Genomic DNA, 26,228 nt, shown 5'->3' on the forward strand with positions numbered 1-26,228 from the left:
GCGAAGCGCCGGTCCGAACCGGGCTCGATATCAATCCCCATCCGTAAACATGCGATGAGACCTGCCTCGTCGGGTCTGGCAGGTAATGCATCGTGATGGTTTTAACAGGAAAGCCAGCATGATCCTTCTCCAACCGCCGGTGCTCCGTGACACCGAAGTCTTCACCAGCATGCCGGCGCATTACCGCCGCACCGGCGCACGCTCGCTGTGGGCCGATGCCAATCGCGGCGGCGCGCCAACCGACTCCTTTCTGGAAGGCCCGGTCTTCGACGAGCTCGGCAACCTGTACGTCACCGACATTCCCTTCGGCCGGATCTTCCGCATCAGTCCCGCGGGGGAATGGGAACTGGTCGCCGAATACGACGGCGAACCCAACGGCATGAAGTTCCTCAATCAGCGTGAACTGCTGATTGCCGACTACAAGAATGGCTTGATGCTGTGCGATATCGCAAGCGGCGCGGTGCGGCCGTACCTGACCCGCCGCAACAGCGAGTCCTTCAAGGGCATCAACGACCTCGTCTTCGATTCCCGGGGCAATCTGTACTTCACCGACCAAGGCCAGACCGGCATGCACGATCCGACCGGCAGGCTTTACCGGCTGCATTCGAACGGGCAGCTCGACCTGCTGCTGTCGAACGCGCCCAGCCCGAACGGACTGGCGCTGTCGCCGGACGAGAAGGTGCTCTACCTTGCGGTCACGCGGGGCAATGCGGTGTGGCGGCTTCCCCTGCTCGACGATGGCAGCGTGGCCAAGGTCGGACAATTCTTTACCTCCTATGGACCGAGCGGGCCGGATGGCCTGGCCGTCGATCAGCAGGGCCGGGTCATCGTCGCCAACCCAGGGCTGGGTTATGCCTGGGTGCTCAACCATCGCGCCGAGCCGGTGCTGGTGCTGCGCAGCACCGAAGGCATGTCGCTGACCAATGTCGCCTTTGGCGGTGCCGGACGCAAGACGCTTTACTGCACGGAGTCGGTCAGCGGCAGCATCCTGCGCGCCGAACTCGACGTGGCGGGCCTAGCCGTGCATCAGGGACAAGCCTGAGACACGGCTGGAGTGCGCCAGCGCATGCGGCTTGCATTGCGCGGGAACCATCACTCCTGTTTCACCCCTTGCCGTCAGGCGTTCTTGCGGTGCTCCAGGAAAAAACGCAGCATCTCGCGCGATGCATCCGGGCCCTGCGGGTCGGTGTACGAGCCGCGCCGGCTGCCGCCTGACCAGGCATGGCCACTGCCATGCACCGTCCAGTGCTCGGCCAGCAGCTTGCCGGCGCCGTCGCGGTGTATCGCCCTGGTATAGCCGCGGCCGTTTGCCGCATTCCCCTTCTCTAGCGTAGCCGCGCTGGCACGGCCCGCGGTGCGTTGCGCCAGCACCGCCTGCCCATTGCGCGGATGGACGGTCTTGTCGGCGTCGCCATGAAACACGATCAGCGGGATGCCGGCGGCGCGCCCCGCCTTCATCGCGCCTTTCTGCATCGCCGCAAAGGCCGAGGGCACATCATGCGCGGCGCCGGTCGGCAGTCCGGAATGGATGCCGGCGGCGGCGAACAGGTCGGGATATTCGCTTGCCAGGATGGCCGCCATCGCGCCGCCCGCCGACAGCCCGGCAACATAGACGCGCGCCGGATCGGCCTGGTAGTCGCGCAGGATATCGCGGGCAATGGCCGCGATGATGGCCGGCTCGCCGCGCTCGCGCCGCTGGTCGCTGGCCTGGAACCAGTTCCAGCAGTTGGAGCCATTTGCATTCTTCGACTGCGCCGGATAGGCGACCAGGCAGCCCTGCTCCTCCGCCAGCGCATTCATGCCGGTGCCGGCGGCGAAGTCGTCCGGATGCTGCTTGCAGCCGTGCAGCATGACCACCAGCGCGCCGCCCGGCGCATAGCTGGCCGGTACATACAGCTTGTAGGTGCGGCTGCCCGACGTCGTGCTGGCAGTCAGGCTCAGGAACTTGCCCTTGAGTTGCTCCGGACTCTCGCCGGCTCCGGGCTGCACGTCCTGCACATCCTGCACGCCTGCCCTGGCCATCCTGGCACGCAGCCGCTGCGCCAGGCCCGAGAGGCCGGCGCGCGGCGGCTGGGGCGCCTCCCCGGATGCGGCGTTGACCGGGTTGATGTCGATCAGGCCATCAGGCTGCGCCTTGCCCGATGGAGTGGCATGCGGCGCGGCAGGTGTTGCGCCGCCGTTGAGGGCGCGCTGGATCGCGGCGGTGGCCGCCATCGGGCCTTCTGTTTGCAGCAGTTGCGCTGCTTCCTGCATTTGCGCCAGGAATTGCTGGTTGATGTTCATGTTGTGCTTTCCTCAATTCGTTTAATGTATCCGCCCGGCCAATGCGGCCTTGACGGCTGGGCTGGCATGCAGCGCGCCCAGGACGGAAATGTCGGTGATAGTGGCCAGCGCCAGTTCCGGGGTCACGTCGTGCGCGATCGTGGCCAATCCCAGCACCTGGATGCGCAGCGTCTGGCCTGCGGCCTGCAAGGCTTCCAGGTCGGCGCGGGAAAAATGCTGCAGACCCAGCACCAGGCTCTTGCGCGTGACGGTCTGGCGTATCACGTCGGCATGGGCGACCAGCTGATTGCGTATGGCCGTGCGTATCAGGTCGGTGCGGTTGGTATAAAAACCTTCCTGGACCAGCAGGTCGATCTGGCCGAGATCCACCAGGCCCAGGTTGATGGTCACCTTTTCAGTGTCGTTTGCCTTGACTGGCAGGGGTGGCTGTACGGTCGGCTGTGTCATTTAAGTTGGCTTCTCCATGGCTTGGGTTCTGCATGGCATCCTATTGGAATCTATTTGGAATCCATATACCATCCAAATGGAGTATATAGACTGTGAAGCCTGTGTCAAACCTTTTTCACATTGCAAGAATGCATCACATTCTGGTTGTGGATGCTGGGTGGGTTGTCTGAGCGAAGCGATGCGGGACGTGGCACGGCCTACCGTGGAGATGCGACGGCGTGGCTGCGGGGACGAACTGGAAAACGGAAGCCGATGAATGACTGGCTTGGGATTGGAACGGGCTGAGCGTAGCTGCCGTACCGTTAGGTTGATGCCGAAGTAGCCGCCGTAGTGCAGCGCCCGATGATCGGCTTGCGCATGCGCGGTCTTCAAGGCGGGAATGCCCGGCACCGCAGCAATGCCGGCATGAATGACTGTTCATGCCGGCGCATCGTCAGTGGGCGTCCCGCATTGCGGAGACAGTCAACGACCTGCCCCTCCTGTCTTCAATAAGGTTCTAGGAGCCTGCGCGGCAGAAGGCGGCGAAGCGAAACGTGCGAAAAACGAGGACAGTTTGGTAGTGCCAACAAGCCCAGGGTGGACCCCTGGGCGCAGATGGTGATACCGAACTGGACCGTTTTCTCGCGCGTTGCAGCCTCCTTCTGCCGCGCAGGCTCCTAGGCTAAATAGCCGCCTGCTTCATGAACGAAGAAACCGCGGCGGCAACGACCTTACCGCCTTACTTCAGCCATCCGCGCTTCCTGAAATACCAGAACGGCGTGATCGCGCTGGCCACCATCAGCACCAGCGCAAACGGATAACCGAAATCCCAGTTCAGTTCCGGCAGCAGCCGGAAGTTCATGCCGTAGATGCTGGCGATCAGCGTCGGCGGCAGGAAGGCGACCGAGGCCACCGAGAAGATCTTGATGATCTTGTTCTGGTTGATGTTGATGAAGCCGACGGTGGCGTCCATCAGGAAGTTGATCTTGTCGAACAGGAAGGCGGTGTGGCCATCGAGCGACTCGATGTCGCGCAGGATCTGGCGCGCTTCCTCGAACTGGTCGGCATTGAGCAGGCGGCCGCGCATCAGGAAGCTGACCGCGCGCCGGGTGTCCATCATGTTGCGGCGGATGCGGCCGTTCAAGTCTTCTTCCTGCGCGATCGCGTTGAGCGACTCGGCCGCGTCCTGGTCGGTGAAGTCCTTCTGCAGCACGCTGCGGCTGACTTCCTCCAGGCTCTGGTAGATGCCTTCCAGCGCGTCGGCCGAGTACTCGGCATCGGTGGCGTACAGGTCCAGCAGCACATCCTTGTAGTCGTCGATCGAGCCGGGCCGGGAGCGGGCGCGCATGCGCACCAGGCGAAACACCGGCAGGTCGTCGGTATGCACCGAGAACAGCATGTTGCGCGCCAGGATGAACGCCACCGTCACCACCCGCGCCGGGCCGTCGTCGTCTTCCAGCAGGAAGTCGGTGCGCAGGTGCAGGTCGCCGTTCTCGGCTTCGTAATAGCGGGCCGATGCCTCGATGTCCTTGACCTCATCCTCGCCCGGCAGCGTCACGCCATAAATGCTGCGGACCCAGTTGCGCTCTTCATCATTGGGGTCGGTCAGGTCCACCCAGACCGGCACGGCCTGCACCAGGTCGTCGCGGCTGTTGATATTGACCTGGTTCAGCCGGCCGTTTTGCAGCACAAATACATTGATCATCTGACCTCCCGCCCGCAGCGCTCGCGCAAGCGCAGCGCCCCCCGGCATGCGCCAGGGGTGTATAACAAATCAGGGAACGCGGCCGATACGGCCTTTTGGATGCGCCCGCCCACCAAAACTGGCGAGAGGCGACTGGGGAATGCAGCGCGCTATCTCGCCAACCGGCCATGCAAAGATGGCCGCATGTCTGAATAAGGACTACCCAAGTCGGGTCTCCAGGAACAAAAACAGCGCAAGTGTACTGACAAGGCCATGCCTAGGCAAGTCATAACCGGAAGCCAATGCAGACCGGCGCAAGGCCTGTTGCATGCAGCGTGAAATGCGGCTTTCAGGGCAGTTCGGCCGAGCCCATGCGACGCAGGATCAGGCCGGTGCGGCGCGCCAGATAGCCCGAATCGCGGTGCAGGTCGTAGTAGCGCGGATTGGGCAGCATCACCGCCAACCGTGCGGCCTGGCTGGCAGACAGCCTGGCCGCCGAGGTGCCGTAATAATGCCGGGCGGCGGCCTCGGCGCCGAACACGCCACTGCCCCACTCCACCACGTTCAGATAGATTTCGAAGATGCGTTCCTTGTCCATCCAGTATTCGATCATGTAGGCAATCACCACTTCCTGGCCCTTGCGCAGGTAGCTGCGTTCGCCGGACAGGAACAGGTTCTTGGCGAGCTGCTGGGTGATGGTGGAACCGCCCGAGACGACCTTGCCGCGCTTGCTGTTCTTTTCGTAGGCTTTCTGCAGCGCGTCCCAGTCTATGCCTTCATGGCCGGAGAAGTTGGCGTCCTCGGAGGCGATGATGGCGCGCTTCAGGTTGCCCGAGATGCGCTCATAGTCCACCCACTGGAACTGCAGCCTGGCGTTCGGATTCTTTTCGCGCAGCACCGCCAGCTGCTGGCGCATGAAGCTGGTGGAGGTCGGGTTGTGCTCCACCCACCACCAGATCTGCGCGAAGAAATACAGCTGCAGCGCCAGCACCAGGACCACCGGCAGCAGCACCAGCCAGAACAGCAGCTTCCTCAGCATGAACTACAGCAGCGCGCGCAGCGCCTGGTGCACCGGCGCGGTGTCTGGCCGCACGCCGCGCCAGACGAAGAAGGATTCGGCGGCCTGCTCGACCAGCATGCCCAGTCCATCGCGCGCGGTGGCGCCATGGCTTTCGGCCAGGCGCATGAACGGCGTGGCCTCGCGGCCGTACATCATGTCGTAGGCCAGCGTGGCGCCGCCGAAGCAGGCGGCGGGCACCGGAGGCAGCGCCTGTTCCAGGCTGGCCGAGGTGGCATTGATGACCACGTCGAACACGCCGTCGAGCGCATCGAAGGCGCTGGCGCGCAGCACGCCATGCGGCGCCGAGAATTCCTGCACCAGCAGGTGCGCCTTGTCCGGCGTGCGGTTGGCTATCACGATCTCCGCCGGCTGCTGGTCCAGCAGCGGCAGCAGCACGCCGCGCGCGGCGCCGCCGGCGCCCAGCAGCAAGAGGCGCCTGCCCTGCAGCGCCACGCCGGCATTGCGCACGATGTCGGTCACCAGGCCGACGCCATCGGTGTTGTCGCCGTAGATCACGTCGCCGGAAAAACGCAGCGTGTTGACCGCGCCGGCCGCCTGCGCCCGCACGCTCAGCTCGGTGGCCAGCGCATAGGCTTCCAGCTTGAAGGGCACGGTGACGTTGGCGCCCAGGCCGCCGGCCTGCATGAAGTCGGCCACGGTCTGCGCGAATCCGTCCAGCGGCGCCAGCAGCCGCTCGTAGCGGATGTCCTCGCCGGTCTGCTGCGCAAAGCGCGCATGGATCTCGGGCGACTTGCTGTGGGCGACCGGGTTGCCGATCACAACGTAATTGTCAGTCATCAGCTGCTTCCTCCACGCAGTTCGGTCTGCACCGCATCGTCGCGGGTGAACTTGAAGCGGGTGATGATTTCCCACACGTCGTCCTTGCCGCTGGTGCGCATGTTGTCGGGGAAGCGGCCGAAGGGCGCGGCGCGGCGCACGATGCGCAATGCCGCCTCGTCCAGCGCCGGATTGCCCGACGAGCGCTCCACGCGCGGGCCGCCTTCCTTGTCATAGATGGTGCCGTCCTGGAACACCGGTATGTAGACCACCAGTTCGCCGTACAGCTTCTTGCCGTTCTGCTGCGGGAAGTTCAGGGTGCCGATGTTCTCGATGCGCTTTTGCAGCTGGCTGTAATACATCGCATAGCCGACCTCGCGGGTGCTGGGCGTGATCTGGGTCTTGCGCGGCCGCTTGTTGTAGTCCTCCATCTGGCGGTTGATCTCGGCCTCCGCGCGCGCCAGCGCCCGGGCGTTCTCATTGTCGTCGGGCGCGGCCGGCGTCGGCGGCGCCGCGCTGGGCGTATCCTGCGGCGTGGTCTTGGGCGCCTTGGTGCGGGTCTGCTTCGCGTTCTGCGCCAGGATCTTCTGCTGCTCTTCCAGCTCGGCCACGCGCCGCCGCGCCGCCTTGATGTTGTCGCCGTCCTCGCTCTTCTTCAGGTTGGGCAGCGGCGACTTGGCGCGGCCGGCGTCGGCATTGCCGCCGCCGTCGAGATTGGCCTGGGCCAGCGCCTCGGCCTTCACCGGTTTCTTCTCGTGGCGGGCATTGACGAGGATGACTTCCAGGCCGGGATCGACCGGCTTGAAGCGCACCGGCTCGGGCGCGGCGAAACGCACGGCGAGCAGCAGGGCATGCACCAGCAGGGAAATGACGACCGCGATCACCAGGGTGCGGTCTTGTAGAAAATGCTTCACGCGCAGCTTAGTCAGATTTCATCGGGACGTCGATTTTACGCCAAAGGGCAAAACGGGCGGCCGGGATTTGCCGGCCGGCCACGTTGCCGGCGGTTTCACGCAACAGGCGGCGCTTCATCGGCGCCGGCATCCGCGCCCGCTTCCACCGATTCGGCGGCCTCGGTCTGCTGCGCCGGGTCGGCTTCCAGCGGCGGCATGCCGGCCGCCAGTTCGGCCTCGTCGGCCAGCGCATCCTCGACTTCGGCCAGGGTGCCGATGCCCGGGCCGGCTTCCACCTCCAGCAGACGCGCCTCGACCGACAGGTCGACCTCGTCCCAGCGCAGCAGGTCGAGCTTGACCTGGGTGCCGCGCGCCAGCTGCGCCATGCCCGACAGCTTCAGCACCAGCGGAATGTCGACTAAGCGCACGATCTCGTCCTTCAGCACCACGGCCTCCACCTGGCGCGCCTGTTCCTGCGCCAGCCAGCGCAGGCACCAGTAGCGCTCCATCGAGGACTGGAACTCGGCATAGGCCGCATAGGCGGCATCGAAGGCGGAGACGATGGCGAACAGGTCGGCATCCTTGGGCTTGAACGGCGCGGCCAGCGGCGCGGTCACGCCATGCTGCACGCAGGCCATGATCTGCCACTGGTTGACCAGGTCGGTATAGCGGCGCAGCGGCGAAGTGCTCCATGCATACTGGTCCACGCCCAGGCCCTGGTGCGGCGCCGCGTGGGTGACCATGCGCACCTGCATGCGCGTGGCCCAGCCGCCGCTGCCGCCGCCCTGCGCCCGGTAGATGCCGGGAACGCCATGGTCGTGCATCAGCTTGCCCCAGGTGCTGTTGGCCAGGATCATCAGCTCGGCGACGATCTTGTCGAGCGGCGCGCCGCGCTTCCGGCGGCTGATGGTGACGATGTCGTCCTCGACATAGAAATTGAAGTCGACGCGGTTGTTCTGCTCGGGCTTGAGGCCAAACGACTCGCGCTTGACCTGCCTGCCCTGTTCCAGCACCTGCGCCCACTGCCACAGCAAAGCGATCTCTTCCTTGTAGGGATAGTCGCCGGCATTGCGGGCCAGGTTGTCCTCGGTGACCAGTTCATCGAGGTCGTTGTGGCGCAGGTTGGCCGCGATCGGCACCGCCTCGCTGCGGGTCTCGCTGGCGATCACGCTCCAGTCCGTGGTGTCGAGGGTCAGGTAGAGCGACAGCGCCGGGCAGGTCTGGCCTTCGGCCAGCGTGAAGGCCTCGACCAGTTCGTCCGGCAGCATCGTGATCTTGTCGCCCGGCATATAGACGGTGGACATGCGCTGGCGGGCGATGGCGTCGATGGCGTCGTTGCGGGAAATGCCCAGGCCGGGCGCGGCGATATGGATGCCGATACGGACCTTGCCTTCTTCAAGGCGGGTGACGGAAATGGCGTCGTCGATTTCGGTGGTGGTGACATCGTCGATCGAAAACGCCTGCACGTCGGCCACCGGCAGCGATGGCCGCGCCGGGATCGACACTGCCGGAAAGCCGGTGCCCTTGGGGAAATTCTCCAGCAGGAAGCGGGTGAAATGCAGTTCCTTGGGCGAGGCGATCGCGCCGACCGACAGCATCAGCCGCTGCGGCGTGGTCTGCAACTCGGCCGCGGCCGCGTCCAGCGCCTTGTACTCGATGCTGTTCTTGTCCGGCTTGAACAGGAGCTGGGTGGTGATGGGCTTCATCGCCTCCGGCAGGCGGCCGGCCTTCAGTTCCTCGACATAGCCGGCCTGCACCAGCTGCTGCTGCCGTTTCTTTTCCAGGCCGGCCAGCGCCGCCTTCAAGGTCGCCTCGGGCGCCGCCTTGTAACGGCCGCGGCCCTTGCGATGAAAGTAGATCGGCGCCGAATGCAGCTTCAGCACCAGGCCGGCCGCCTCATGCGCCTGCGGCGCGTGGCCGAAATATTCCTCGCCCAGCTCGGCGAAACCGAATTCTTCCTGGCCCGCCACTTCCCACAGGAAGTCGAGGTCGACTTCATCGGCGATGCGCTGCGCATCGGCCAGCATCTCGGCCGGCGTCGGCGCGGCGAACTGCAGCAGCACGTCGCGCGCCCTGACCTTGGTCCGCTTGCCGGTCGGCAGTTCGACCTGGTAGGCCTCGCCCTGCTGGGATAACACCGCGCCGGCCTTGAAATCGCCGGACTCTTCAAAAAATAAATTCATCAGTCACTGCCTGTTTTGTATCGGGTAAGGGAATCAGCGCCGTGGCGCCAGTCGTGCCAGTGTCGGCAGAAATAATTCAGTCACGAGCAGCAGCCCGCGGTGCCGTCGGTAGAGACAGCGGCGGGCATGCAGCACCCGCTGTTCCCCGCACGCGGGCGCCGCGGCCGCGGCACGGCGCGCCAGTGCGTGGCGCGCAGAGAGGCGCGCATGCTGCAGGCAGCCGCGCGTAATCAGGGGATCGAAAAACAGCGCCGTGCCGAGCGAGCGCTGGCCCAGTCGCTGGAAGAAGGGCCAGTCGGCAGCGCACGACAGGGGCGTGACGGTATGGGCATACACCACCGGTTCGCCATCGCAGCACAGCAGCACTTCACGCTCGCGCACCCGGGCCGTGCGCGCCAGCCCGATCATGCCGGCCTGGTCGGGCTGGCATACGCCGTGCGACTGGCGCAGCAGCCTGACGTCGAACTGCCGGCAATGCGCCTGCAGCCTGGCGGTCAGGGAGCCGGGTTCGAGCAGCCAGGGCCGCAGCAGCGACGGCGCGCTGCCCGGCGGCAGATGGGCGAGCCAGCGGTTCACGCCGCCGGCTCCACGCCGTCGCAGAATGCCAGCACCGCGTCGATCTGGTCGGCAAAGCCGGACAGGCCGTGGTCGCTGCCCTGTATTACCAGTTGCCGCGCGCCGGCATAGTGACGGGTCATGTCGCGCCAGTCCAGCACTTCGTCGCCGGTGGCGGCCACTAGAAAGTAACGCTCGGGCCGGCTGATCTGCGGCACCGCCAGCGCCTGCAGCTCGGCGATGTACTCCCGCTTGAACTCGAAAGGCTGGCCGTCATGCCAGCCGGTGGTGATGCCCACATATTTTTCCAAATCGCCTGGCGGCGACACCGCCGGGTTCAGCAGCACTGCGCGGCAGCCGGTCTGCTCGGCCAGCCAGGTCGCGTAATAGCCGCCCAGCGACGAGCCGATCAGGGTCAGGTCATGCGGCGCCTGGCCGGCAACCAGCGACTCGGCCAGCGCAATCGCCGCCGCCGGCGAGGCCGGCAGCTGCGGGCACAGATATTCCGCGCCGCGGCCCAGCGCGTGCAGCTTCTGGTCCAAGAGGCGCGCCTTGAAGGACTGCGGCGAGGAGCGGAATCCGTGCAGGTAGACGATCATGGAATGCGATGTTTCTCAGCGGCGCGCCAGCGCGTCGAGCAGCTTCTGGTGGACGCCGCCGAAGCCGCCATTGCTCATCGCCAGCACCTGGTCGCCCGGACGGGCGTCGCGCGCGACCGCCGTCACCAGTGCGTCGATGTCGTCGAACGCCTGCGCCCGCGCGCCCAGCGGCGCCAGCGCATCCGCCAGGCTCCAGCCCAGCGCGTCCTTGCCGCTGGCGGCGCCATAGCCATACACGAGGTCGGCTTCGGCCAGGCTGTCGGGCAGCGCATCCTTCATCGCGCCCAGCTTCATGGTGTTGGAACGCGGCTCCAGCACTGCCAGGATGCGGGCATTGCCGCCGGCCTGCTTGCGCAGGCCGGCCACGGTGGTGGCGATGGCGGTCGGATGATGGGCGAAGTCGTCGTAGACGGTGACGTCATCGACCACGCCACGCACTTCCATGCGCCGCCGCACGCTCTCGAAGTTCGCGAGCGCGGCGATGGCCTGCGCCGGCGGCACGCCGACATGGCGCGCCGCGGCAATCGCCGCCAGCGCGTTGAGGCGGTTGTGCTCGCCCGACAGCTTCCATTGCACCGTGCCCTGCAGTTCGCCGTCGAGGAAGACGTCGAAGCTGCCGTCGTGATGCTCGTGCAGGCTCCAGCCGGAGGCGTCGCGCGCGCCGAACAGCTCCTTGTCGCTCCAGCAGCCGCGCGCCAGCACCCGCTGCAGCCCCGGTTCGCGCGCATTGACCACCAGCCGGCCCACGCCCGGCACGGTGCGCACCAGGTGATGGAACTGGGTCTCGATGGCAGCCAGGTCGGGGAAGATGTCGGCGTGGTCGTATTCCAGGTTGTTCAATATCGCGGTGCGCGCATGGTAATGCACGAACTTGCTGCGCTTGTCGAAGAAAGCAGTGTCGTATTCATCGGCTTCGATGACGAAGAAGGCGGACTCCCCGTCCCTGCCCTCGCCGCCCAGGCGCGCCGAGATGCCGAAGTTCATCGGCACGCCGCCGATCAGGAAGCCCGGCGCATAGCCGGCGTCCTGCAGTATCCAGGCCAGCATCGAGGACGTGGTGGTCTTGCCATGGGTGCCGGCCACCGCCAGCACCCAGCGATGGCGCAGGATGTGCTCGCCTATCCACTGCGGGCCGGAGGTATAGGGCAGGCCGCGGTTCAGGATTTCTTCCATCAGCGGATTGCCGCGCGACACCACGTTGCCGATCACGTACAGGTCGGGCTGCAGCGCGATCTGCTCGGCGCCGAAGCCTTCGATCAGCGCGATACCCTGCTCTTCCAGCTGGGTGCTCATCGGCGGATAGACATTGGCGTCGCAGCCGGTGACCTTGTGGCCCGCCTGGCGTGCCAGCACGGCCAGGCCGCCCATGAACGTGCCGCAAATGCCAAGGATATGTATATGCATTGTACAATTTCGGATTGGATTAACCGGGATTCTACCCGACCCGCCGCGCCAGGCCCGCCTCCCCACATACCGAAAACCATGAGTAGCCACCCCACGGAAACCGAATTATTGCGCGCCGAAATTGCAGCAGCGGCAGCCCGCATGATCGCGGAAGACGGCGCTGACTATGGCACCGCCAAGCGGCGCGCCGCCCGGCAGATCCTGGGCGACGTCAAGGTCAGGGGCGATATTCTGCCCGACAATGCACAAATAGAGGATGAAGTGCGGGTTTATAACGACTTGTTTTTTTCAGCCACCCAGCCGGCGCGGCTGCTGCACCTGCGCAAGCTGGCCTTGCAATTGATGACCGAACTTGCCGACTTTTCGCCTTACCTGACCGGCGCCGTGCTGAACGGCACCGCGGGCGACCAGTCGGACATCCATCTCCAGCTGTTCGTGGAAAACGCCAAGGATGTCGCCGTGTTTCTGATGAACCGGAACATCCAGTTCGATGTATCGGAATCGCCGCATTTCCACAAGCGCGGCGACCCGGTCGAAACCCTGTCCTTCCTGCGCGGCAATGACGGCGTCCACCTGGCGCTGTACGACTACAACGACCTGCGCGCCGCGCGCAAGCCGGCCGACCCGGACCGCCCGGAACGGGCCAACATCGACGCCGTTCGCGCGCTGATCGAGAAAGAAGCCAAATGAAGCGGCGTTTCCTGCCGTTTCTGATCGTTGCCCTCGTGTTTGGCCTGGCCGGCGCCTGGTTCGGCAGCAAACGCTTCGCCACACAGCCGGCGCAGCCCGAAGCCAGCGCCAGTTTCTATAGCCGCACGCTGCCGGATGCCAAGGGCGACAACGTGGCCATGGCAAAATGGAAAGGCCAGGCGCTGGTGCTGAATTTCTGGGCGACATGGTGTGCGCCTTGCGTCGAGGAAATGCCTGAGCTGACCGCGCTGCAAAAGGAGATTCAGTCCAAAAACATCCAGATTCTCGGCATCGGCATCGATAAGCCGGCCAGCATCAGTGCTTTTGCCGAGAAATACCAGATTGCCTATCCGCTTTACGTTGCCGGCGTCGACGGCTCCGAACTGTCGCGACAGTTGGGCAACCAGGCTGGCGGCCTGCCGTTTACCGTACTGCTGGATGCATCGGGCAAGGTCAAAAAGACCTATCTCGGACGACTGAAAATGGATGAGCTGCGGCGCGACCTGAACGCCTTGTAAGCAAGTTTGGCGCATTTTCCTTGCCAATCTTCAGGATTTACCGGCAAAATGCCGCCAACTTCGTCAATTGGAATCCACCTCGATGGCAAAAAATCTACTCTTGCTCAATGGTCCCAACCTGAATCTGCTGGGAACCCGTGAGCCGGAAGTGTATGGATCGACCACCTTGGCGGACGTTGAACAGGCAGCAAAGGCACAGGCAGGCGCCGCTGATGCCGTCATCGCGACATTCCAGAGCAATCACGAAGGTGCATTGATCGACCGGATTCAGGCGGCACGCCTAGAAAAAGTCGACGCCATCATCATCAATCCCGGTGGACTGACGCATACCAGCGTTGCCTTGCGCGATGCGCTGGCAGGCGTCGCCATTCCGTTCGTGGAAATCCATATCTCCAACATCCACAAGCGTGAACCGTTCCGCCACAAATCGTTTCTCTCCGATATCGCCGTCGGCGTGATCTGCGGCCTGGGGGTCGAAGGTTACCGTGCTGCGATCGATTTCGCGCTCAAAAAGCTATAAATCACAATAATTGCAATCGATCGGCAAGTTTCCTGCCGATTACTACTACGAATATTTTGAGGGGTTCCCATGGATTTACGTAAACTGAAGACCTTGATCGACCTGGTCGCAGAATCAGACATCGCCGAGCTTGAAGTGACTGAAGGCGAAAGCAAGGTCCGCATCGTCAAATCCTCGGCCACTCCGCACAACCAGCTGGTGATGATGCAGCCCCAGGCCATGGCGCAGCAGCCGGTCCAGGGCGCCGCGCCGGCGCCGGCGGCTCCAGCTGCCGCGGCCATCGATGCCGCTCCCACGGGCCATGTGGTGAAGTCGCCAATGGTGGGCACCTTCTACCGCGCCGCCTCGCCCGGCTCGGCGCCGTTCGTCGATGTCGGCGCCACCGTCAAGGAAGGCGACACCCTGTGCATCATCGAGGCAATGAAGCTGTTGAACGAGATCGATGCCGATGCATCCGGCGTGATCCAGCAAATCCTGGTCGAGAACGGCCAGCCAGTCGAGTTCGGTCAGCCGCTGTTCATCATCGGCTAACGGGAAGCGGCCTGCGGCGGCCCGGCCGCCGCGGTCATGCCTGCTCCTGTTCCTCCCCTTAACGCCGACACCCTGACACTCCCCAACCATGTTTGAAAAAATCCTCATTGCCAATCGCGGTGAAATTGCGCTGCGCATACAGCGCGCCTGCCGCGAGATGGGCATCAAGACCGTGGTCGTCCACTCGGAAGCGGACCGCGAAGCCAAGTACGTGAAACTGGCCGATGAATCGGTCTGCATCGGCCCGGCCGCCTCTTCCCTGAGCTACCTGAGCATGCCGGCCATTATCAGCGCGGCCGAAGTGACGGATGCCGAAGCGATCCATCCCGGCTACGGCTTCCTGTCCGAGAACGCCGATTTCGCCGAGCGCGTGGAGCAATCCGGCTTCGTCTTCATCGGCCCGCGCTCGGACGCGATCCGCCTGATGGGCGACAAGGTGTCCGCCAAGCAGGCCATGATCAAGGCCGGCGTGCCCTGCGTGCCCGGCTCGGACGGCGCCTTGCCGGAAGACCCGAAGGAAATCGTGCGTATCGCCCGCAAGGTCGGTTATCCGGTCATCATCAAGGCGGCCGGCGGCGGCGGCGGACGCGGCATGCGCGTGGTGCATACCGAGGCGGCGCTGCTGTCGGCGGTGACCATGACCCGCACCGAGGCCGGCACCGCGTTCGGCAACCCGGAAGTCTATATGGAGAAGTATCTGGAAAATCCGCGCCATGTGGAGATCCAGGTGCTAGCCGATGAATTCAAGAACGCGGTCTGGCTGGGCGAGCGTGACTGCTCGATGCAGCGCCGCCACCAGAAGGTGATCGAGGAAGCGCCGGCAGTCGGCATTCCCAGGAAGCTGATCGAGAAGATCGGCGACCGCTGCGCCGAAGCCTGCCGCCGCATCGGCTACCGCGGCGCCGGCACCTTCGAGTTCCTGTACGAGAACGGCGAGTTCTACTTCATCGAGATGAACACCCGTATCCAGGTCGAGCATCCGGTGACCGAGATGATCACCGGCATCGACCTGGTGCAGGAGCAGATCCGCATCGCCGCCGGCGAGAAGCTGCGTTTCCGCCAGCGCGATGTCGAGCTCAAGGGCCATGCGATCGAATGCCGCATCAATGCCGAGGACCCGTTCAAGTTCACGCCCTCGCCAGGGCGCATCACATCCTGGCATCCGCCCGGCGGCCCCGGCATCCGGGTCGACTCCCATGCCTATGCCGGCTATTACGTGCCGCCGCATTACGACTCCATGGTGGGCAAGGTGATCGCCTACGGCGCCACCCGCGAGCAGGCGATCCGCCGCATGCAGATCGCGCTGTCGGAAATGGTGGTGGAAGGCATCCTGACCAACATCCCGCTGCACCGCGAACTGATGGTGGATGCGCGCTTCATCGAGGGCGGCACCAACATTCATTACCTGGAGCACAAGCTGGCGACCAAGCCGGACTTGCCCAAGGAAGCGGCCTGACCGGATGATGCAGGGCCGGCAGCCGCCGGCCTCCGGGCTTTTTCAAGCGGGCGGCATGCCGCCCGCTTGCATTCGTGATTGCCCTTTGCGTATTGCCGATTGCCGATTGCACGCTGCGATTGCGCTTCCCATCCCGAACAAAGCTGTTATATATAGCGGCCAGACCGGACACCATCCATCCAACCCGACGGAATACTCATGAGCTGGACTGAAATCGTGATCGAAGTACCCCTGCACCAGGCCGAACTGCTGTCGGACGCGCTGATGGAGGCCGGCGCACTGTCGGTGTCGGTGGAAGATGCCGATGCCGGCACCGATGCCGAGCAGCCGGTGTTTGGCGAACCCGGCATGGAGCCGACCCAGCCCGGCTGGGAACGCAGCCGCGTGGTGGCGCTGGCCGATGCCGATGCCGACCACAAGGCCATCATCGCCGATGCGCTCGCTGCGCTGGGCCTGTCGGCCGGCGAGGTGCGGCATGAGCTGCGCGCGGTGGCGGACCAGGACTGGGTGCGGCTGACGCAATCGCAGTTCGAGCCCATCCATATCGGCAGGAACATCTGGGTGGTGCCGAGCTGGCACGACGCGCCCGATCCAGCTGCGCTGGTGCTGGAACTGGACCCTGGCCTCGCGTTTGGCACCGGCAGCCATCCCACTACCCGGCTCTGCATGGAGTGGCTGGAATCCCATCCGCCGCATGGCCTGTCGGTGCTCGACTATGGCTGCGGCTCCGGCATCCTGGCCATGGTAGCCGCGAAGCTGGGGGCAACGCCGGTGGCCGGTGTCGACATCGACCCGCAGGCGATCGAATCGGCCAACTTCAATGCGCAGCGCAACCATTGCGACATTGCCTACTTCCTGCCCGACCAGTTCGGCGCCGCCGAAGCGCACACCCGCTACGACGTGGTGGTGGCCAACATCCTGTCCAGCCCGTTGAAGCTGATGGCGCCGATGCTGGCCGGCCGGGTCAAGCCGGGCGGCGCCCTGGTGCTGTCGGGCGTACTGGCGCGCCAGGCGCAGGAGGTCATCGATGCCTATGCGCCCTACATCGCGCTGAGCGTCTGGGCCGAGCGTGAAGGCTGGGTGGCGCTGGCAGGTGCCGCCAAGACCGACGGCGGCCGGTAATGGCCACGGTGCTGGCGACCCGCTGCCCGCACTGCCGGACCACGTTCCGGGTCGTCCAGGATCAGCTCAAGCTGCGTGGCGGCCTGGTGCGCTGCGGCGCCTGCAAGGAAATCTTCAACGGCACCGACCACCTGCTGCGGCCAATGGAGCCGCCGGCGCCCGCGGCTGCGCCGCAGCCTGACGCGGCAGCTCCAGCGGCGGCGTCTGCTTCATCTGCTTCACCTGATCCGACCACGCCCGTTGCGCCGGCACAGCCGCCGGCCGATGCGTCCCCTGCGCCAGCCGCCTCATCCACGCCGCCGGCGGCTACCCCGCCGGCCGACCAGCCATCACCCGATCCGCTGCTGCGCATGACGCTGATGGACTTCTCCCACTTCGATGAGGAGCCCGGAAAGCCCGAAAAGCCCGACACGCCGCCGCCCGCGACAACACAGCCGCCCGTCCAGCCCGCGTTCTCCTTGCCGCGCACGGCCGCCGCGCCAGCCGCGGAGCAGGCCAGCGCCGGCGCACGCGCCGCCGACAGCGGCGACGACCTCGGGCGCGTGATCGACGACCTGAAGAGCAAGCCGTGGCGCGGCATGAGCGGCAAGCGCGCGCGGCCCGACGAGGATGCGATCGACGCGCTCGACTCGGCCGAGCCGGACTTCGTGATGCAGGCGCGCCGCCAGCAGCGCCTGTCGCGCGGCACCAGGCTGGGCCTGCTGGCCGGATCGGCAGTCCTGTCGCTGCTGCTGGCCTTCCAGGTCGTGTATCACTTCAGAGTGCAGCTGGCGGCCGCTTCGCCCGCCGCCTCCACCATGCTGGCCGGGGTGTGCCGCCTGGCCGGCTGCACCGTTGGCCTGCCGGCCCATATCGAGATGGTAACCATCGAGTCGAGCGAGCTGCAGGCCCTGCCAGGCAACACCGATACGTTTACGCTGCTGGCCCTGCTGCGCAACCGCAGCGCCACCCGACAGCAATGGCCGCACATCGAGCTGACCCTGAACGACGCCAACGAGGCCGCGGTGGCGCGCCGGGTGATCGCGCCACGCGACTACCTGCCCGCCGGCCAGGATCCCGCTGAAGGCTTTGCACCCAATTCCGAGCAGCCGGCACGGCTGGTGTTCAACCTCACGCAGGTCAAGGCCGCCGGTTTTCGCGTCTACCTGTTCTATCCCTGATCCTCATCCTCTTTCCTGAACGGACTTTCCATGACTGCCCTCATCTGCGGTTCGCTTGCTTTCGATACCATCATGTCCTTCGGCGGCCGCTTTTCCGAAGCCCTGCTGGCCGACCAGCTGCACAAGATCAACGTGGCCTTCCTGGTGCCCAGCATGCGCCGCGAGTTTGGCGGCTGCGCCGGGAACATCGCCTATAACCTGAAGCTTTTGGGCGGCGATCCGCTGATCATGGCCACCATAGGCCAGGACGGCGGCGCCTATCATGAGCGGCTGGACCAGCTGGAAATCTCGCGGCGCTGCATACGCACGATAGACGACGCCTATACCGCGCAGGCCTTCATCACCACCGATGCCGGCAGCAACCAGATCACCGCCTTCCATCCGGGCGCGATGTCGGTGTCGTTCGAGAACAAGGTGGCCGACGCCGGCGCCGTCAAGCTGGCCATCATCGCGCCCGATGGCCGCGACGGCATGCTGCAGCATGCGCAGCAATGCGCCGACCTGAACGTGCCCTTCATCTTCGATCCAGGCCAGGGCATGCCGATGTTCGACGGCGCCGAGCTGACCCGCTTCATTGAACTTGCCACCTGGGTTGCAGTCAACGACTACGAAGCCGAAATGCTGACGGCCCGCACCGGCCTTTCCCTGGCCGACATCGCAGCCAGGGTGGATGCGCTGGTCGTGACGCGCGGCGAGAACGGCTCCGAAATCCATACCGGCGGCAAGCGCATCGACATCCCCTGCGTGCCGGTCGAGAAAGTGGTCGACCCCACCGGCTGCGGCGACGCCTTCCGCGCCGGCATGATGCATGGCCTGTCGCGCGGCTACGATTGGGAAACCACGGGTCGCATCGCCAGCCTGATGGGCGCGATCAAGATCACCCATCAGGGCGGCCAGAACCATGCGCCGTCGCTGGCCGAAATCGAAGAGCGCTTCGAGCAGGCTTTCGGTTACCGTTTCTGACCACGCACAGACAGGGAGAACAGCATGCGCAAGATACTGGGCATCAGCCTGGCCCTCGCCGCGATGTCCGGCTGCGCCGGCGACCCCGGCCTGCCTTTCACGTCATCCACCCAGGGAACCACGGTGGTGCGCAACGCCATGGTGATCGGGGTGGAGATGCCGCCCTCGGCGGACGCGATCGCCCGCCTGCAGCTGCGCTATGACAACGGCAGCGTTGCCACTGAAGAAGTGATGACGACCGAAGTGTTCAAGGTGGGCGACAAGGTCAGGGTCACCCACAGCCGCGGCACCGCGCGCATCGAGCGGCTGGAGTAAGCCGCTCGTTCGTCAGAACGCCAGCGGCAGCAGCAGCGCGCTGCTGACCGACAGCGCGATGCGCAGCAGCAGGAAGGCAACGATGGGGCTCAAGTCGATGCCGCCCATCAGCGGTATGATCCGCCGCAGCGGACGCATCATGGGCTCGTTCATGGCCCTGACCAGCGGCGCCAGCGGCGCATGCGGATTGACCCAGCTGAAGATCACTTCAATGAGCAACAGGCCCATCAGGCCATACAGTATCCACTGCACCAGCCGCAACAGCGACAGCACGATCAGTGCCTGCGGCGTGACGCTGGCGGCGATCAGCAAATCCAGCGCAACCGATACCATGATCATCAGGAAGGCGCCGATCAGTGAAGCCCAGTCATAGCCGCCCACGCCCGGCAGCAGCCGGCGCAGCGGCTTGACCAGCCAGTCGGTCGCCTGGAACATGAAATGCGCGAAGCTCATCGGCGGGCGCACCCGCACTGCCTGCATCCAGAAACGCAGCAGAAAAAGCGCACCCAGGATGCCGGTAACGGTATCGACGATCAGACCAAAAATGCTGTACAGCACGGCGTTGTTCTCCCTGATAAAAAACCCGCTGCATGACGGGCGGTCATGCAGCGGGCATTGTGCCCGAACTTAAGCGGGCGACCAAGCAGCCAGCGTCTTAAGGACGGTTGGTGCCGGTCGGGAACGGCCAGGCTGCAGCCGGGTTGATGACGGTCTTCACAGCGGGCGTTGCCGGCGCGGCGGGCGCTGCTGCTGGTGCAGGTGCTGCGGTCTTGGCGGCCGTGGTGGCTGCACTTTTACGGGCTGCCGCTTTTTTAGGCGCTGCGGTCTTGGCCGGTGCTGCAGCCTTCTTCGCTGGCGCAGCCTGCGGTGCCTTCTTCGCTACGGCCGTCTTGGCTGGCGCTTTCTTGGCAACGGCCTTTTTGGCGACCGCTTTCTTGGCGACGGCCGTCTTGGCTGGCGCCTTCTTCGCTACCGCCTTCTTGGCGACTGCCTTCTTGGCTACCGCCTTCTTGGCGACGGCTTTCTTGGCGACCGCCTTCTTGGCTACCGCCTTTTTGGCGACCGCTTTCTTGGCGACCGCCTTCTTGGCGACTGCCTTCTTGGCTACCGCCTTCTTCGCGACTGCCTTCTTGGCTACCGCCTTTTTAGCGACCGCTTTCTTGGCGACTGCCTTCTTGGCTACCGCCTTCTTCGCGACTGCCTTCTTGGCTACCGCCTTCTTGGCTACCGCTTTCTTGGCGACTGCCTTCTTGGCTACGGCCTTCTTGGCGACCGCTTTCTTGGCCGGAGCGGCTGCCTTCTTTGCTACCGGCTTGCCGGTAGCAGCTTTTTTCGCAGCGGTTTTCTTCGCTGCGGTTTTCTTTGCTGCTGTTGCCATTTGTTTCTCCTTCACGTGATAGGAAATCAAGCTAAAGATCGAACCCGCCCGTGGCATCGCGCTGCCCCGGGCGGGTTATTCATCGGCACAAGCAGGCTGCGCTTGCGCTAATGAATTCGGCACCAGCTGAACTGCTGCATCTCCTCGTTCATGCAGCACTTCAGCCATCATTGGCTGTTGCGGCGCGCAAGCGCGCGGCGACCGCCAAAAAAAACGCCGGCCACAAAGCCGGCGTCGGAATACTGTTTCAAAAAGGACAAACCGTTTTTCGAAGAAAACGCCGCCTTGCCCGACAGGATCGGGCGCAGCGGCGTTTGCAGGTCAGAGCGTTCAGATTTTCTACTGTCCATTCAATTCGGTTTTACCCTTTCTTGGCCCACCGTCTTTCTGGTTCCAGTTCATCTTGGGCAGCGGCTCTCGCTTTCATGCATCCCACCGATACCGATGCTCGGGGACGGATCAACTGCGATGCCGTCTTGGTGCTGATAAGGCCAACCGCTGTCGTTTGTCGCTTTAACTTAATCCCAGTTAAGCGCTCCACCCGTCTGGTATTCGATGACCCTTGTTTCGAAAAAGTTTCGCTCTTTCTTCAGGTCGATCATCTCGCTCATCCAGGGGAACGGATTTTCTTCTTGCGCGAACATCGCTTCCAGACCGATTTGCTGTGCGCGACGATTTGCGATGAAGCGGAGGTAGCCTTTGAACATGGGTGCATTCAGCCCTAGCACACCACGCGGCATTGTATCCTCTGCGTAGCGATATTCCAACTCCACGGCCTGCAAAAACAACGCTTTGATTTCGTCCTTGAACTCGGGCGTCCAGAGGTGCGGATTCTCCATCTTGATCGTGTTGATCAGGTCGATGCCGAAGTTGCAGTGCATGGACTCGTCGCGCAGGATGTACTGGTACTGTTCGGCCGCACCCATCATCTTGTTCTGACGGCCCAGCGCAAGGATCTGCGTGAAGCCGACATAGAAGAACAGGCCTTCCATCAGGCAGGCAAACACGATCAGCGACTTGAGCAGCTTCTGGTCCGCTTCGGTGGTGCCGGTCTTGAAGGCGGGATCGGTCAGCACGTCGATGAAGGGGATCAGGAACTCATCCTTGTCGCGGATCGATGCGACTTCATGATAGGCGTTGAAGATCTCGCCTTCATCCAGGCCCAGCGACTCGACGATGTACTGGTAGGCATGGGTGTGGATCGCTTCCTCGAAGGCCTGGCGCAGCAGGTACTGGCGGCATTCGGGCGCAGTGATGTGGCGGTAGGTGCCCAGCACGATGTTGTTAGCGGCCAGCGAATCGGCGGTGACGAAGAAGCCGAGGTTGCGCTTGACCAGGCGACGCTCGTCGTCGGTCAGGCCGTTCGGGTTCTTCCACAGCTCGATGTCGCGCTGCATGTTGATTTCCTGCGGCATCCAGTGATTGGCGCAGCCGGCGAGGTACTTGTCCCAAGCCCACTTGTACTTGAACGGCACCAGCTGGTTGACGTCGGTCTGGCCGTTGATGATGCGCTTGTCGGCGGCATTGACGCGGCGCTCGGCGACCGGCGCGGCATCGGGCTGCGCCATCACCGCGGGGTTGTATGCCACGTCCTGATTTGCCGGGCTGGCAGGCACTGCGGCTTGCAGGCGGGCTTGCGGCTCGGGTGCGCGCGGCGCGGGTGTAGAGGTAACTTCATCGTCCCAGGAAAGCATCGTCGTGTCCTTTACATGTCTTTGATTTGCAGCCGCCATGCGGTGTCGGGCGGCGTTCTTCGGAGCCTCGTGAAGCGCTGGCAACCGCCTCGGAGACCGTCATCCGGCGGCGCTTTCCTGCAATGCTGCACTGCTGGAAAGCACGCGATCGCGGCCCCGAAATGGTGGGCGTATTTTACACCAGTCGGCAAAAATGACCACTACAGATAGGGCCTGAAGCCTGAAAAGCGCCATATCTAGTGTTTGCAAAAACATACACCCGCGTCGGCCTGCCTAGCGCCCCGGCCTAGCGCGCGCCGCTTGCCAGTGTTTGCCGCGCCATGCGCGCCGGTCTTTATGAACTCTGTTTGAGGCATTCGTGATACAGGCCAGAAATCCGGCCAGCCGACGGAACCCATACGGCCGAGTGCCTTCTACCTAACAGGTGCCGGCGCGGCCACGCGCCGGCGTAGTCAATCATCACAGTTATTGGAAACAGTCATGTGCGGCATAGCAGGAGAACTGCGGTTCGATCAACAATTTGCGGACGTCGCTGCGGTCGTCCGGATGGCGGAGTCGCAGGCGCGTCGCGGTCCCGACGGCGAAGGCATCTTCAGCCTCGGCAGCCGCTGCTTCGGCCACCGGCGCCTGTCCATCATGGACCTGAGCCAGCGCGCCCACCAGCCCTTCATCGACAATCTGCTCGGCCTGGGCATCGTCTTCAACGGCGCCATCTACAACCATCACGAGCTGCGCGCAGAGCTGCAGGCGCAAGGCTATCAGTTCGCTTCCACCGGCGACACGGAAGTCATCATCAAGGCCTGGCATGCATGGGGACCGGCCGCATTGGACCGGCTGTACGGCATGTTTGCGTTTGCCCTGTGGGAACGCGATAGCGGCATCACTTACCTGGCGCGCGACCGGCTCGGCATCAAGCCGCTGTACTACGCGCAGGACCGGGAGCGGCTGCGCTTTGCCTCCACGCTGCCGGCGCTGCTCAAGGGCGGCGGCATCGACACCACGCTGGATGCGCAGGCGCTGCATCATTACCTGAGCTGGCATGCGGTGGTGCCGGCGCCGCTGACGATGCTGCGCGGCGTGAGAAAGCTCGCGCCCGCGACCTACATGACGGTGCATCCCGACGGCCGCAGCGAGACCACCACCTGGTGGCGTCTGGACTTCCCCGGCAAGGCCGAGGATGAACAGCGCAGCTTCGGGGAATGGCGCGACATGGTGCTGGAATCGCTGCGCCTGTCGGTCAAGCGGCGCCTGGTGGCCGACGTGCCGGTCGGCGTGCTGCTCTCCGGCGGCCTGGACTCCAGCCTGATCACCGGCCTGCTGGCCGAAGCCGGCACCAGGGACCTGCGCACCTACTCGATCGGCTTCGAGGCGGTGGACCAGGAGGCCGGCGACGAGTACTACTACTCGGACCTGATTGCGAAGCATTACGGCACCGTGCATGAAAAACTGCACATTCCCGCCGACCATCTGCTGGCCTCGCTGCCGGACGCGATCGCCGCGATGTCCGAGCCCATGGTCAGCCATGACTGCGTGGCCTTCTACCTGCTGTCGCAGGCGGTGTCGAAGCACAGCCGCGTGGTGCAGAGCGGCCAGGGCGCCGACGAAGTGTTCGGCGGCTATCACTGGTATCCGCCGCTGGCCGACATGCATGACGACGAGGCCGGCGTGGCGGCCTATCGCAAGGTGTTCTTCGACCGCAGCCACCAGGACCTGATGGGACTGCTCCAGGCCGGCAAGGACATGCCCGACTGGAGCGGCAACTTCCTGCGCGACCATTTCGCGATGCCCGGCGCGAACAGCGCGATCGACCGCGCGCTGCGCCTCGACACCACGGTGATGCTGGTCGACGACCCGGTCAAGCGGGTCGACAACATGACCATGGCCTTCGGCCTGGAAGCGCGCGTGCCCTTCCTCGACCATGACCTGGTGGAGCTGGCGGCGCGCATCCCGGCGCGCCACAAGATCGCCGAGGGCGGCAAGTATGTGCTGAAGGAAGCGGCGCGCCGCGTGATACCGGCCGCGGTGATCGACCGTCCCAAGGGCTATTTCCCGGTGCCGGCACTGAAGTACCTGCGCGGCGATTTCCTGGAGTACGTGCGCGGCCTGCTCGACTCGCCGCGCGCGCGCGAACGCGGCCTGTTCCAGCGCGACGCCGTGGAACGCATGCTGGCCGCGCCGGACAGCGCCATCACGCCGCTGCGCGGCTCCACCCTGTGGCAGCTGGCGCTGCTGGAAGCCTGGCTGCAGACCAATGGCCTGTGACCCAGCGGCCCAACGATGAATATGGAAAGAAGCAAATGAACACTCCGCAACAACAAGGCGCCGGCACCACCTTGCGGCCGCCGCTGGCCACCGACGCTGAAACGAGCACCGCGCCGCACGCCAATGTGATCCTCGATTGCGGCTGGGGCCGCCTGATGTACGCGCCCTCGTTCGAATCCACCAGGCTGCTGGCCTCGGAACTGATGCAGGAAGAAGCCGGCAAGCGCGACATCGCGCTGTACGTGCAGGCGCCGCAGCTGCTGCTGGCCGAAGCGCCGGCCAGCCTGTTCCTCGATCCGTCGCTGATGTTCCGGCGGCCGCTGTCGGCCGATGCGCCGGCGGCCGGCACCGCGCAGGGCGTGGTGATACGGCGCCTGACCACGCGCGCCGACATTGCCGCGATGAACCGGCTCTACAGCATGCGCGGCATGGTGCCGCTGGAGCCGCGCACCGTGTGGCGGCAGCGCGAATCGGATGCGCTGATCTACCTGATCGCCGAGGATGAACGCACCGGCGAAGTGATCGGCTCGGTGATGGGCGTGGACCATGCGCTGGCCTTCGGCGACCAGGAAGGCGGCAGCAGCTTCTGGTGCCTGGTGGTCGATCCGCAAACCACCATGGCCGGCGTCGGCACGTCGCTAGTCAACCAGCTGATCGATCTCTTCACCAGCCGCGGCCGCGCCTTCCTTGACCTGTCGGTGCTGCACACCAACCAGAATGCAATCGGCCTGTACCAGAAGCTGGGCTTTACGCAGACCACCGGCTTTGCGGTCAAGCACAAGAACTCGATCAACGAGCGGCTGTTCATCGATACCGCCGAGGTGTCGGCGCTCAACCCCTATGCCCGCATCATCGTGGACGAAGCGCGCCGGCGCGGCGTCGGCGTGGAAATCGTCGATGCCGAGGCCGGCATCTTCAAGCTGCGCCATGTCGGCCATGAAATGCTGTGCCGGGAATCCCTGACCGAGCTGACCGGCGGCGTCGCCATGACCTGGTGCCAGGACAAGGTGCTGACGCTGCGGCGCCTGGCGTCGGTCGGCCTGCGCGTGCCGCAGCAGCGGGTGGCCGGCGACGCCGAGGCCGACGCCGCCTTTCTGCGCGAGCATGGCGAGATCGTGGTCAAGCCGGCGCTGGGCGAACAGGGCAAGGGCATCAGCATGGGCGTGCGCACCGAAGAGGACCTGGCCAATGCGATACAGCGGGCACAGAAGGAAGGCGGCCATGTGGTGCTGGAGCAATTCTGCAGCGGACAGGACCTGCGCATCGTCGTGATCGGCTACAAAGTCGTGGCCGCGGCGATACGCCGGCCGGCCGAAGTCACAGGCGACGGCCAGTCCACGCTGGCGCAGCTGATCGAGCGCCACAGCGCGCGGCGCGCGGCCGCCACCGGCGGTGAAAGCCGCATTCCGATGGATGCCGAAACCGAGCGCTGCCTGGCCGAACAGGGCCTGACGATGGCATCGGTGCCGGAAGACGGCCAGCGGGTGCAGGTGCGCAAGACCGCGAACCTGCACACCGGCGGCACCATCCACGATGTCACCGCGTCATTGCATCCGACGCTGCGCGCCGCGGCCGAAAGCGCGGCGCGGGCGCTGCGCATCCCGGTGGTGGGCCTCGACTTCCTGGTGCCTGCGCCGGAGCAGGAAGAGTACGTGATCATCGAGGCCAATGAACGTCCCGGCCTTGCCAACCATGAGCCGCAGCCGACCGCGCAGCGCTTCATCGACCTCCTGTTTCCCTATACCGCCTGAGCCC

26 protein-coding genes are annotated in these 26,228 nt (G+C 64.7%); 12 read left to right on the forward strand and 14 right to left on the reverse strand.

The genetic code is table 11. The features are described 5' to 3' along the window. The first annotated feature begins 118 nt into the window (after positions 1-118). Positions 119-1,042: an SMP-30/gluconolactonase/LRE family protein gene (locus tag ABC383_RS10640; protein WP_413013804.1), complete on the forward strand. Its 924-nt coding sequence runs from the start codon at positions 119-121 to the stop codon at positions 1,040-1,042. 74 nt (positions 1,043-1,116) lie between these two features. Here ABC383_RS10640 and ABC383_RS10645 read toward each other — a convergent pair whose 3' ends face one another. The 10 genes from ABC383_RS10645 to mpl form a co-directional block, all read right to left on the reverse strand. After that, positions 1,117-2,283 carry an extracellular catalytic domain type 1 short-chain-length polyhydroxyalkanoate depolymerase gene (locus tag ABC383_RS10645; protein WP_413013806.1) on the reverse strand — a complete coding sequence of 389 codons (1,167 nt, stop codon included), beginning with the start codon at positions 2,281-2,283 and terminating at the stop codon, positions 1,117-1,119. Positions 2,284-2,304: 21 nt separating this feature from the next. Beyond that, on the reverse strand, positions 2,305-2,730 hold the full coding sequence (locus ABC383_RS10650; protein ID WP_413013807.1) for a CopG family transcriptional regulator: 426 nt from the start codon (positions 2,728-2,730) through the stop codon (positions 2,305-2,307). A 718-nt stretch (positions 2,731-3,448) separates the two neighbouring features. Continuing rightward, a complete protein-coding gene (gene corA, locus ABC383_RS10655; protein WP_194711604.1) occupies positions 3,449-4,414 on the reverse strand; it encodes a magnesium/cobalt transporter CorA in 966 nt (321 codons plus the stop codon). A 328-nt stretch (positions 4,415-4,742) separates the two neighbouring features. Next, a complete protein-coding gene (mtgA, locus tag ABC383_RS10660; protein ID WP_413013808.1) occupies positions 4,743-5,432 on the reverse strand; it encodes a monofunctional biosynthetic peptidoglycan transglycosylase in 690 nt (229 codons plus the stop codon). A gap of 3 nt (positions 5,433-5,435) precedes the next feature. Further along, positions 5,436-6,251 carry a shikimate dehydrogenase gene (gene aroE / locus ABC383_RS10665; protein WP_413013809.1) on the reverse strand — a complete coding sequence of 272 codons (816 nt, stop codon included), beginning with the start codon at positions 6,249-6,251 and terminating at the stop codon, positions 5,436-5,438. Then, positions 6,251-7,144: a TonB family protein gene (locus ABC383_RS10670; RefSeq protein WP_413013811.1), complete on the reverse strand. Its 894-nt coding sequence runs from the start codon at positions 7,142-7,144 to the stop codon at positions 6,251-6,253. Before ABC383_RS10670 ends, aroE begins: the two co-directional genes overlap by 1 nt. Positions 7,145-7,239: 95 nt before the next feature. After that, entirely contained in the window at positions 7,240-9,306 is a 2,067-nt protein-coding gene (locus tag ABC383_RS10675; RefSeq protein WP_413013812.1) for a ribonuclease catalytic domain-containing protein, read from the reverse strand. A 33-nt stretch (positions 9,307-9,339) separates the two neighbouring features. Next, positions 9,340-9,882 carry a chorismate--pyruvate lyase family protein gene (locus ABC383_RS10680; RefSeq protein WP_413013813.1) on the reverse strand — a complete coding sequence of 181 codons (543 nt, stop codon included), beginning with the start codon at positions 9,880-9,882 and terminating at the stop codon, positions 9,340-9,342. Then, complete coding sequence (locus ABC383_RS10685) at positions 9,879-10,460, reverse strand: YqiA/YcfP family alpha/beta fold hydrolase (protein WP_413013815.1); 582 nt, start codon at positions 10,458-10,460, stop codon at positions 9,879-9,881. The genes ABC383_RS10680 and ABC383_RS10685 overlap by 4 nt, the downstream gene beginning before the upstream one ends. A 15-nt stretch (positions 10,461-10,475) precedes the next feature. After that, positions 10,476-11,864 (reverse strand): UDP-N-acetylmuramate:L-alanyl-gamma-D-glutamyl-meso-diaminopimelate ligase, encoded by a 1,389-nt coding sequence (gene mpl, locus ABC383_RS10690; protein ID WP_413013816.1) that lies wholly within the window; start codon positions 11,862-11,864, stop codon positions 10,476-10,478. 78 nt (positions 11,865-11,942) lie between these two features. Between mpl and ABC383_RS10695 the strand changes: the two genes are divergently transcribed. The 9 genes from ABC383_RS10695 to ABC383_RS10735 all read left to right on the forward strand — a co-directional run bounded on the left by ABC383_RS10695 (position 11,943) and on the right by ABC383_RS10735 (position 19,139). Beyond that, positions 11,943-12,554, forward strand: a complete 612-nt coding sequence (locus tag ABC383_RS10695) for a hypothetical protein (protein WP_413013818.1) — start codon at positions 11,943-11,945, stop codon at positions 12,552-12,554. Further along, the gene (locus ABC383_RS10700; protein WP_413013819.1) at positions 12,551-13,072 is read left to right on the forward strand and encodes a TlpA disulfide reductase family protein; all 522 of its coding nucleotides are present in this window, start codon (positions 12,551-12,553) and stop codon (positions 13,070-13,072) included. The genes ABC383_RS10695 and ABC383_RS10700 overlap by 4 nt, the downstream gene beginning before the upstream one ends. An 82-nt stretch (positions 13,073-13,154) precedes the next feature. Beyond that, positions 13,155-13,592, forward strand: a complete 438-nt coding sequence (aroQ, locus tag ABC383_RS10705; protein WP_194711759.1) for a type II 3-dehydroquinate dehydratase — start codon at positions 13,155-13,157, stop codon at positions 13,590-13,592. A 69-nt stretch (positions 13,593-13,661) separates the two neighbouring features. Then, positions 13,662-14,123: an acetyl-CoA carboxylase biotin carboxyl carrier protein gene (accB, locus tag ABC383_RS10710; RefSeq protein ID WP_413013820.1), complete on the forward strand. Its 462-nt coding sequence runs from the start codon at positions 13,662-13,664 to the stop codon at positions 14,121-14,123. An 88-nt stretch (positions 14,124-14,211) separates the two neighbouring features. Then, a complete protein-coding gene (gene accC, locus ABC383_RS10715) occupies positions 14,212-15,579 on the forward strand; it encodes an acetyl-CoA carboxylase biotin carboxylase subunit (protein ID WP_194711594.1) in 1,368 nt (455 codons plus the stop codon). Between the two features lie 198 nt (positions 15,580-15,777). Continuing rightward, the gene (prmA, locus tag ABC383_RS10720; protein WP_413013822.1) at positions 15,778-16,701 is read left to right on the forward strand and encodes a 50S ribosomal protein L11 methyltransferase; all 924 of its coding nucleotides are present in this window, start codon (positions 15,778-15,780) and stop codon (positions 16,699-16,701) included. After that, positions 16,701-17,861, forward strand: a complete 1,161-nt coding sequence (locus tag ABC383_RS10725; protein WP_413013824.1) for a DUF3426 domain-containing protein — start codon at positions 16,701-16,703, stop codon at positions 17,859-17,861. The genes prmA and ABC383_RS10725 overlap by 1 nt, the downstream gene beginning before the upstream one ends. Positions 17,862-17,891: 30 nt before the next feature. Continuing rightward, the gene (locus tag ABC383_RS10730) at positions 17,892-18,824 is read left to right on the forward strand and encodes a carbohydrate kinase family protein (protein ID WP_413013825.1); all 933 of its coding nucleotides are present in this window, start codon (positions 17,892-17,894) and stop codon (positions 18,822-18,824) included. A 24-nt stretch (positions 18,825-18,848) separates the two neighbouring features. Next, positions 18,849-19,139, forward strand: coding sequence for a putative periplasmic lipoprotein (locus ABC383_RS10735; protein ID WP_413013827.1), 291 nt, complete (start codon positions 18,849-18,851; stop codon positions 19,137-19,139). Between the two features lie 12 nt (positions 19,140-19,151). On the opposite strand, the gene ABC383_RS10740 is transcribed toward ABC383_RS10735, so the two are convergent. The 4 genes from ABC383_RS10740 to ABC383_RS10755 all read right to left on the reverse strand — a co-directional run bounded on the left by ABC383_RS10740 (position 19,152) and on the right by ABC383_RS10755 (position 22,211). Further along, the gene (locus ABC383_RS10740; protein ID WP_413013829.1) at positions 19,152-19,697 is read right to left on the reverse strand and encodes a YggT family protein; all 546 of its coding nucleotides are present in this window, start codon (positions 19,695-19,697) and stop codon (positions 19,152-19,154) included. A gap of 97 nt (positions 19,698-19,794) precedes the next feature. Beyond that, the gene (locus ABC383_RS10745; RefSeq protein WP_413013831.1) at positions 19,795-20,517 is read right to left on the reverse strand and encodes a histone H1-like DNA-binding protein; all 723 of its coding nucleotides are present in this window, start codon (positions 20,515-20,517) and stop codon (positions 19,795-19,797) included. Between the two features lie 167 nt (positions 20,518-20,684). Then, positions 20,685-20,867 carry a hypothetical protein gene (locus ABC383_RS10750; protein WP_194711587.1) on the reverse strand — a complete coding sequence of 61 codons (183 nt, stop codon included), beginning with the start codon at positions 20,865-20,867 and terminating at the stop codon, positions 20,685-20,687. Between the two features lie 168 nt (positions 20,868-21,035). Next, positions 21,036-22,211 carry a ribonucleotide-diphosphate reductase subunit beta gene (locus tag ABC383_RS10755; protein WP_413013833.1) on the reverse strand — a complete coding sequence of 392 codons (1,176 nt, stop codon included), beginning with the start codon at positions 22,209-22,211 and terminating at the stop codon, positions 21,036-21,038. 480 nt (positions 22,212-22,691) lie between these two features. Between ABC383_RS10755 and ABC383_RS10760 the strand changes: the two genes are divergently transcribed. Both ABC383_RS10760 and ngg read left to right on the forward strand, forming a co-directional pair. Continuing rightward, positions 22,692-24,473 carry an N-acetylglutaminylglutamine amidotransferase gene (locus ABC383_RS10760; RefSeq protein WP_413013835.1) on the forward strand — a complete coding sequence of 594 codons (1,782 nt, stop codon included), beginning with the start codon at positions 22,692-22,694 and terminating at the stop codon, positions 24,471-24,473. 35 nt (positions 24,474-24,508) lie between these two features. Continuing rightward, the gene (gene ngg / locus ABC383_RS10765) at positions 24,509-26,224 is read left to right on the forward strand and encodes an N-acetylglutaminylglutamine synthetase (RefSeq protein WP_413013837.1); all 1,716 of its coding nucleotides are present in this window, start codon (positions 24,509-24,511) and stop codon (positions 26,222-26,224) included. Positions 26,225-26,228 lie beyond the last annotated feature (4 nt).

Origin of the sequence: Noviherbaspirillum phoenicis, from assembly GCF_047237965.1 — a bacterium.
Classification (GTDB): domain Bacteria; phylum Pseudomonadota; class Gammaproteobacteria; order Burkholderiales; family Burkholderiaceae_D; genus Noviherbaspirillum_A.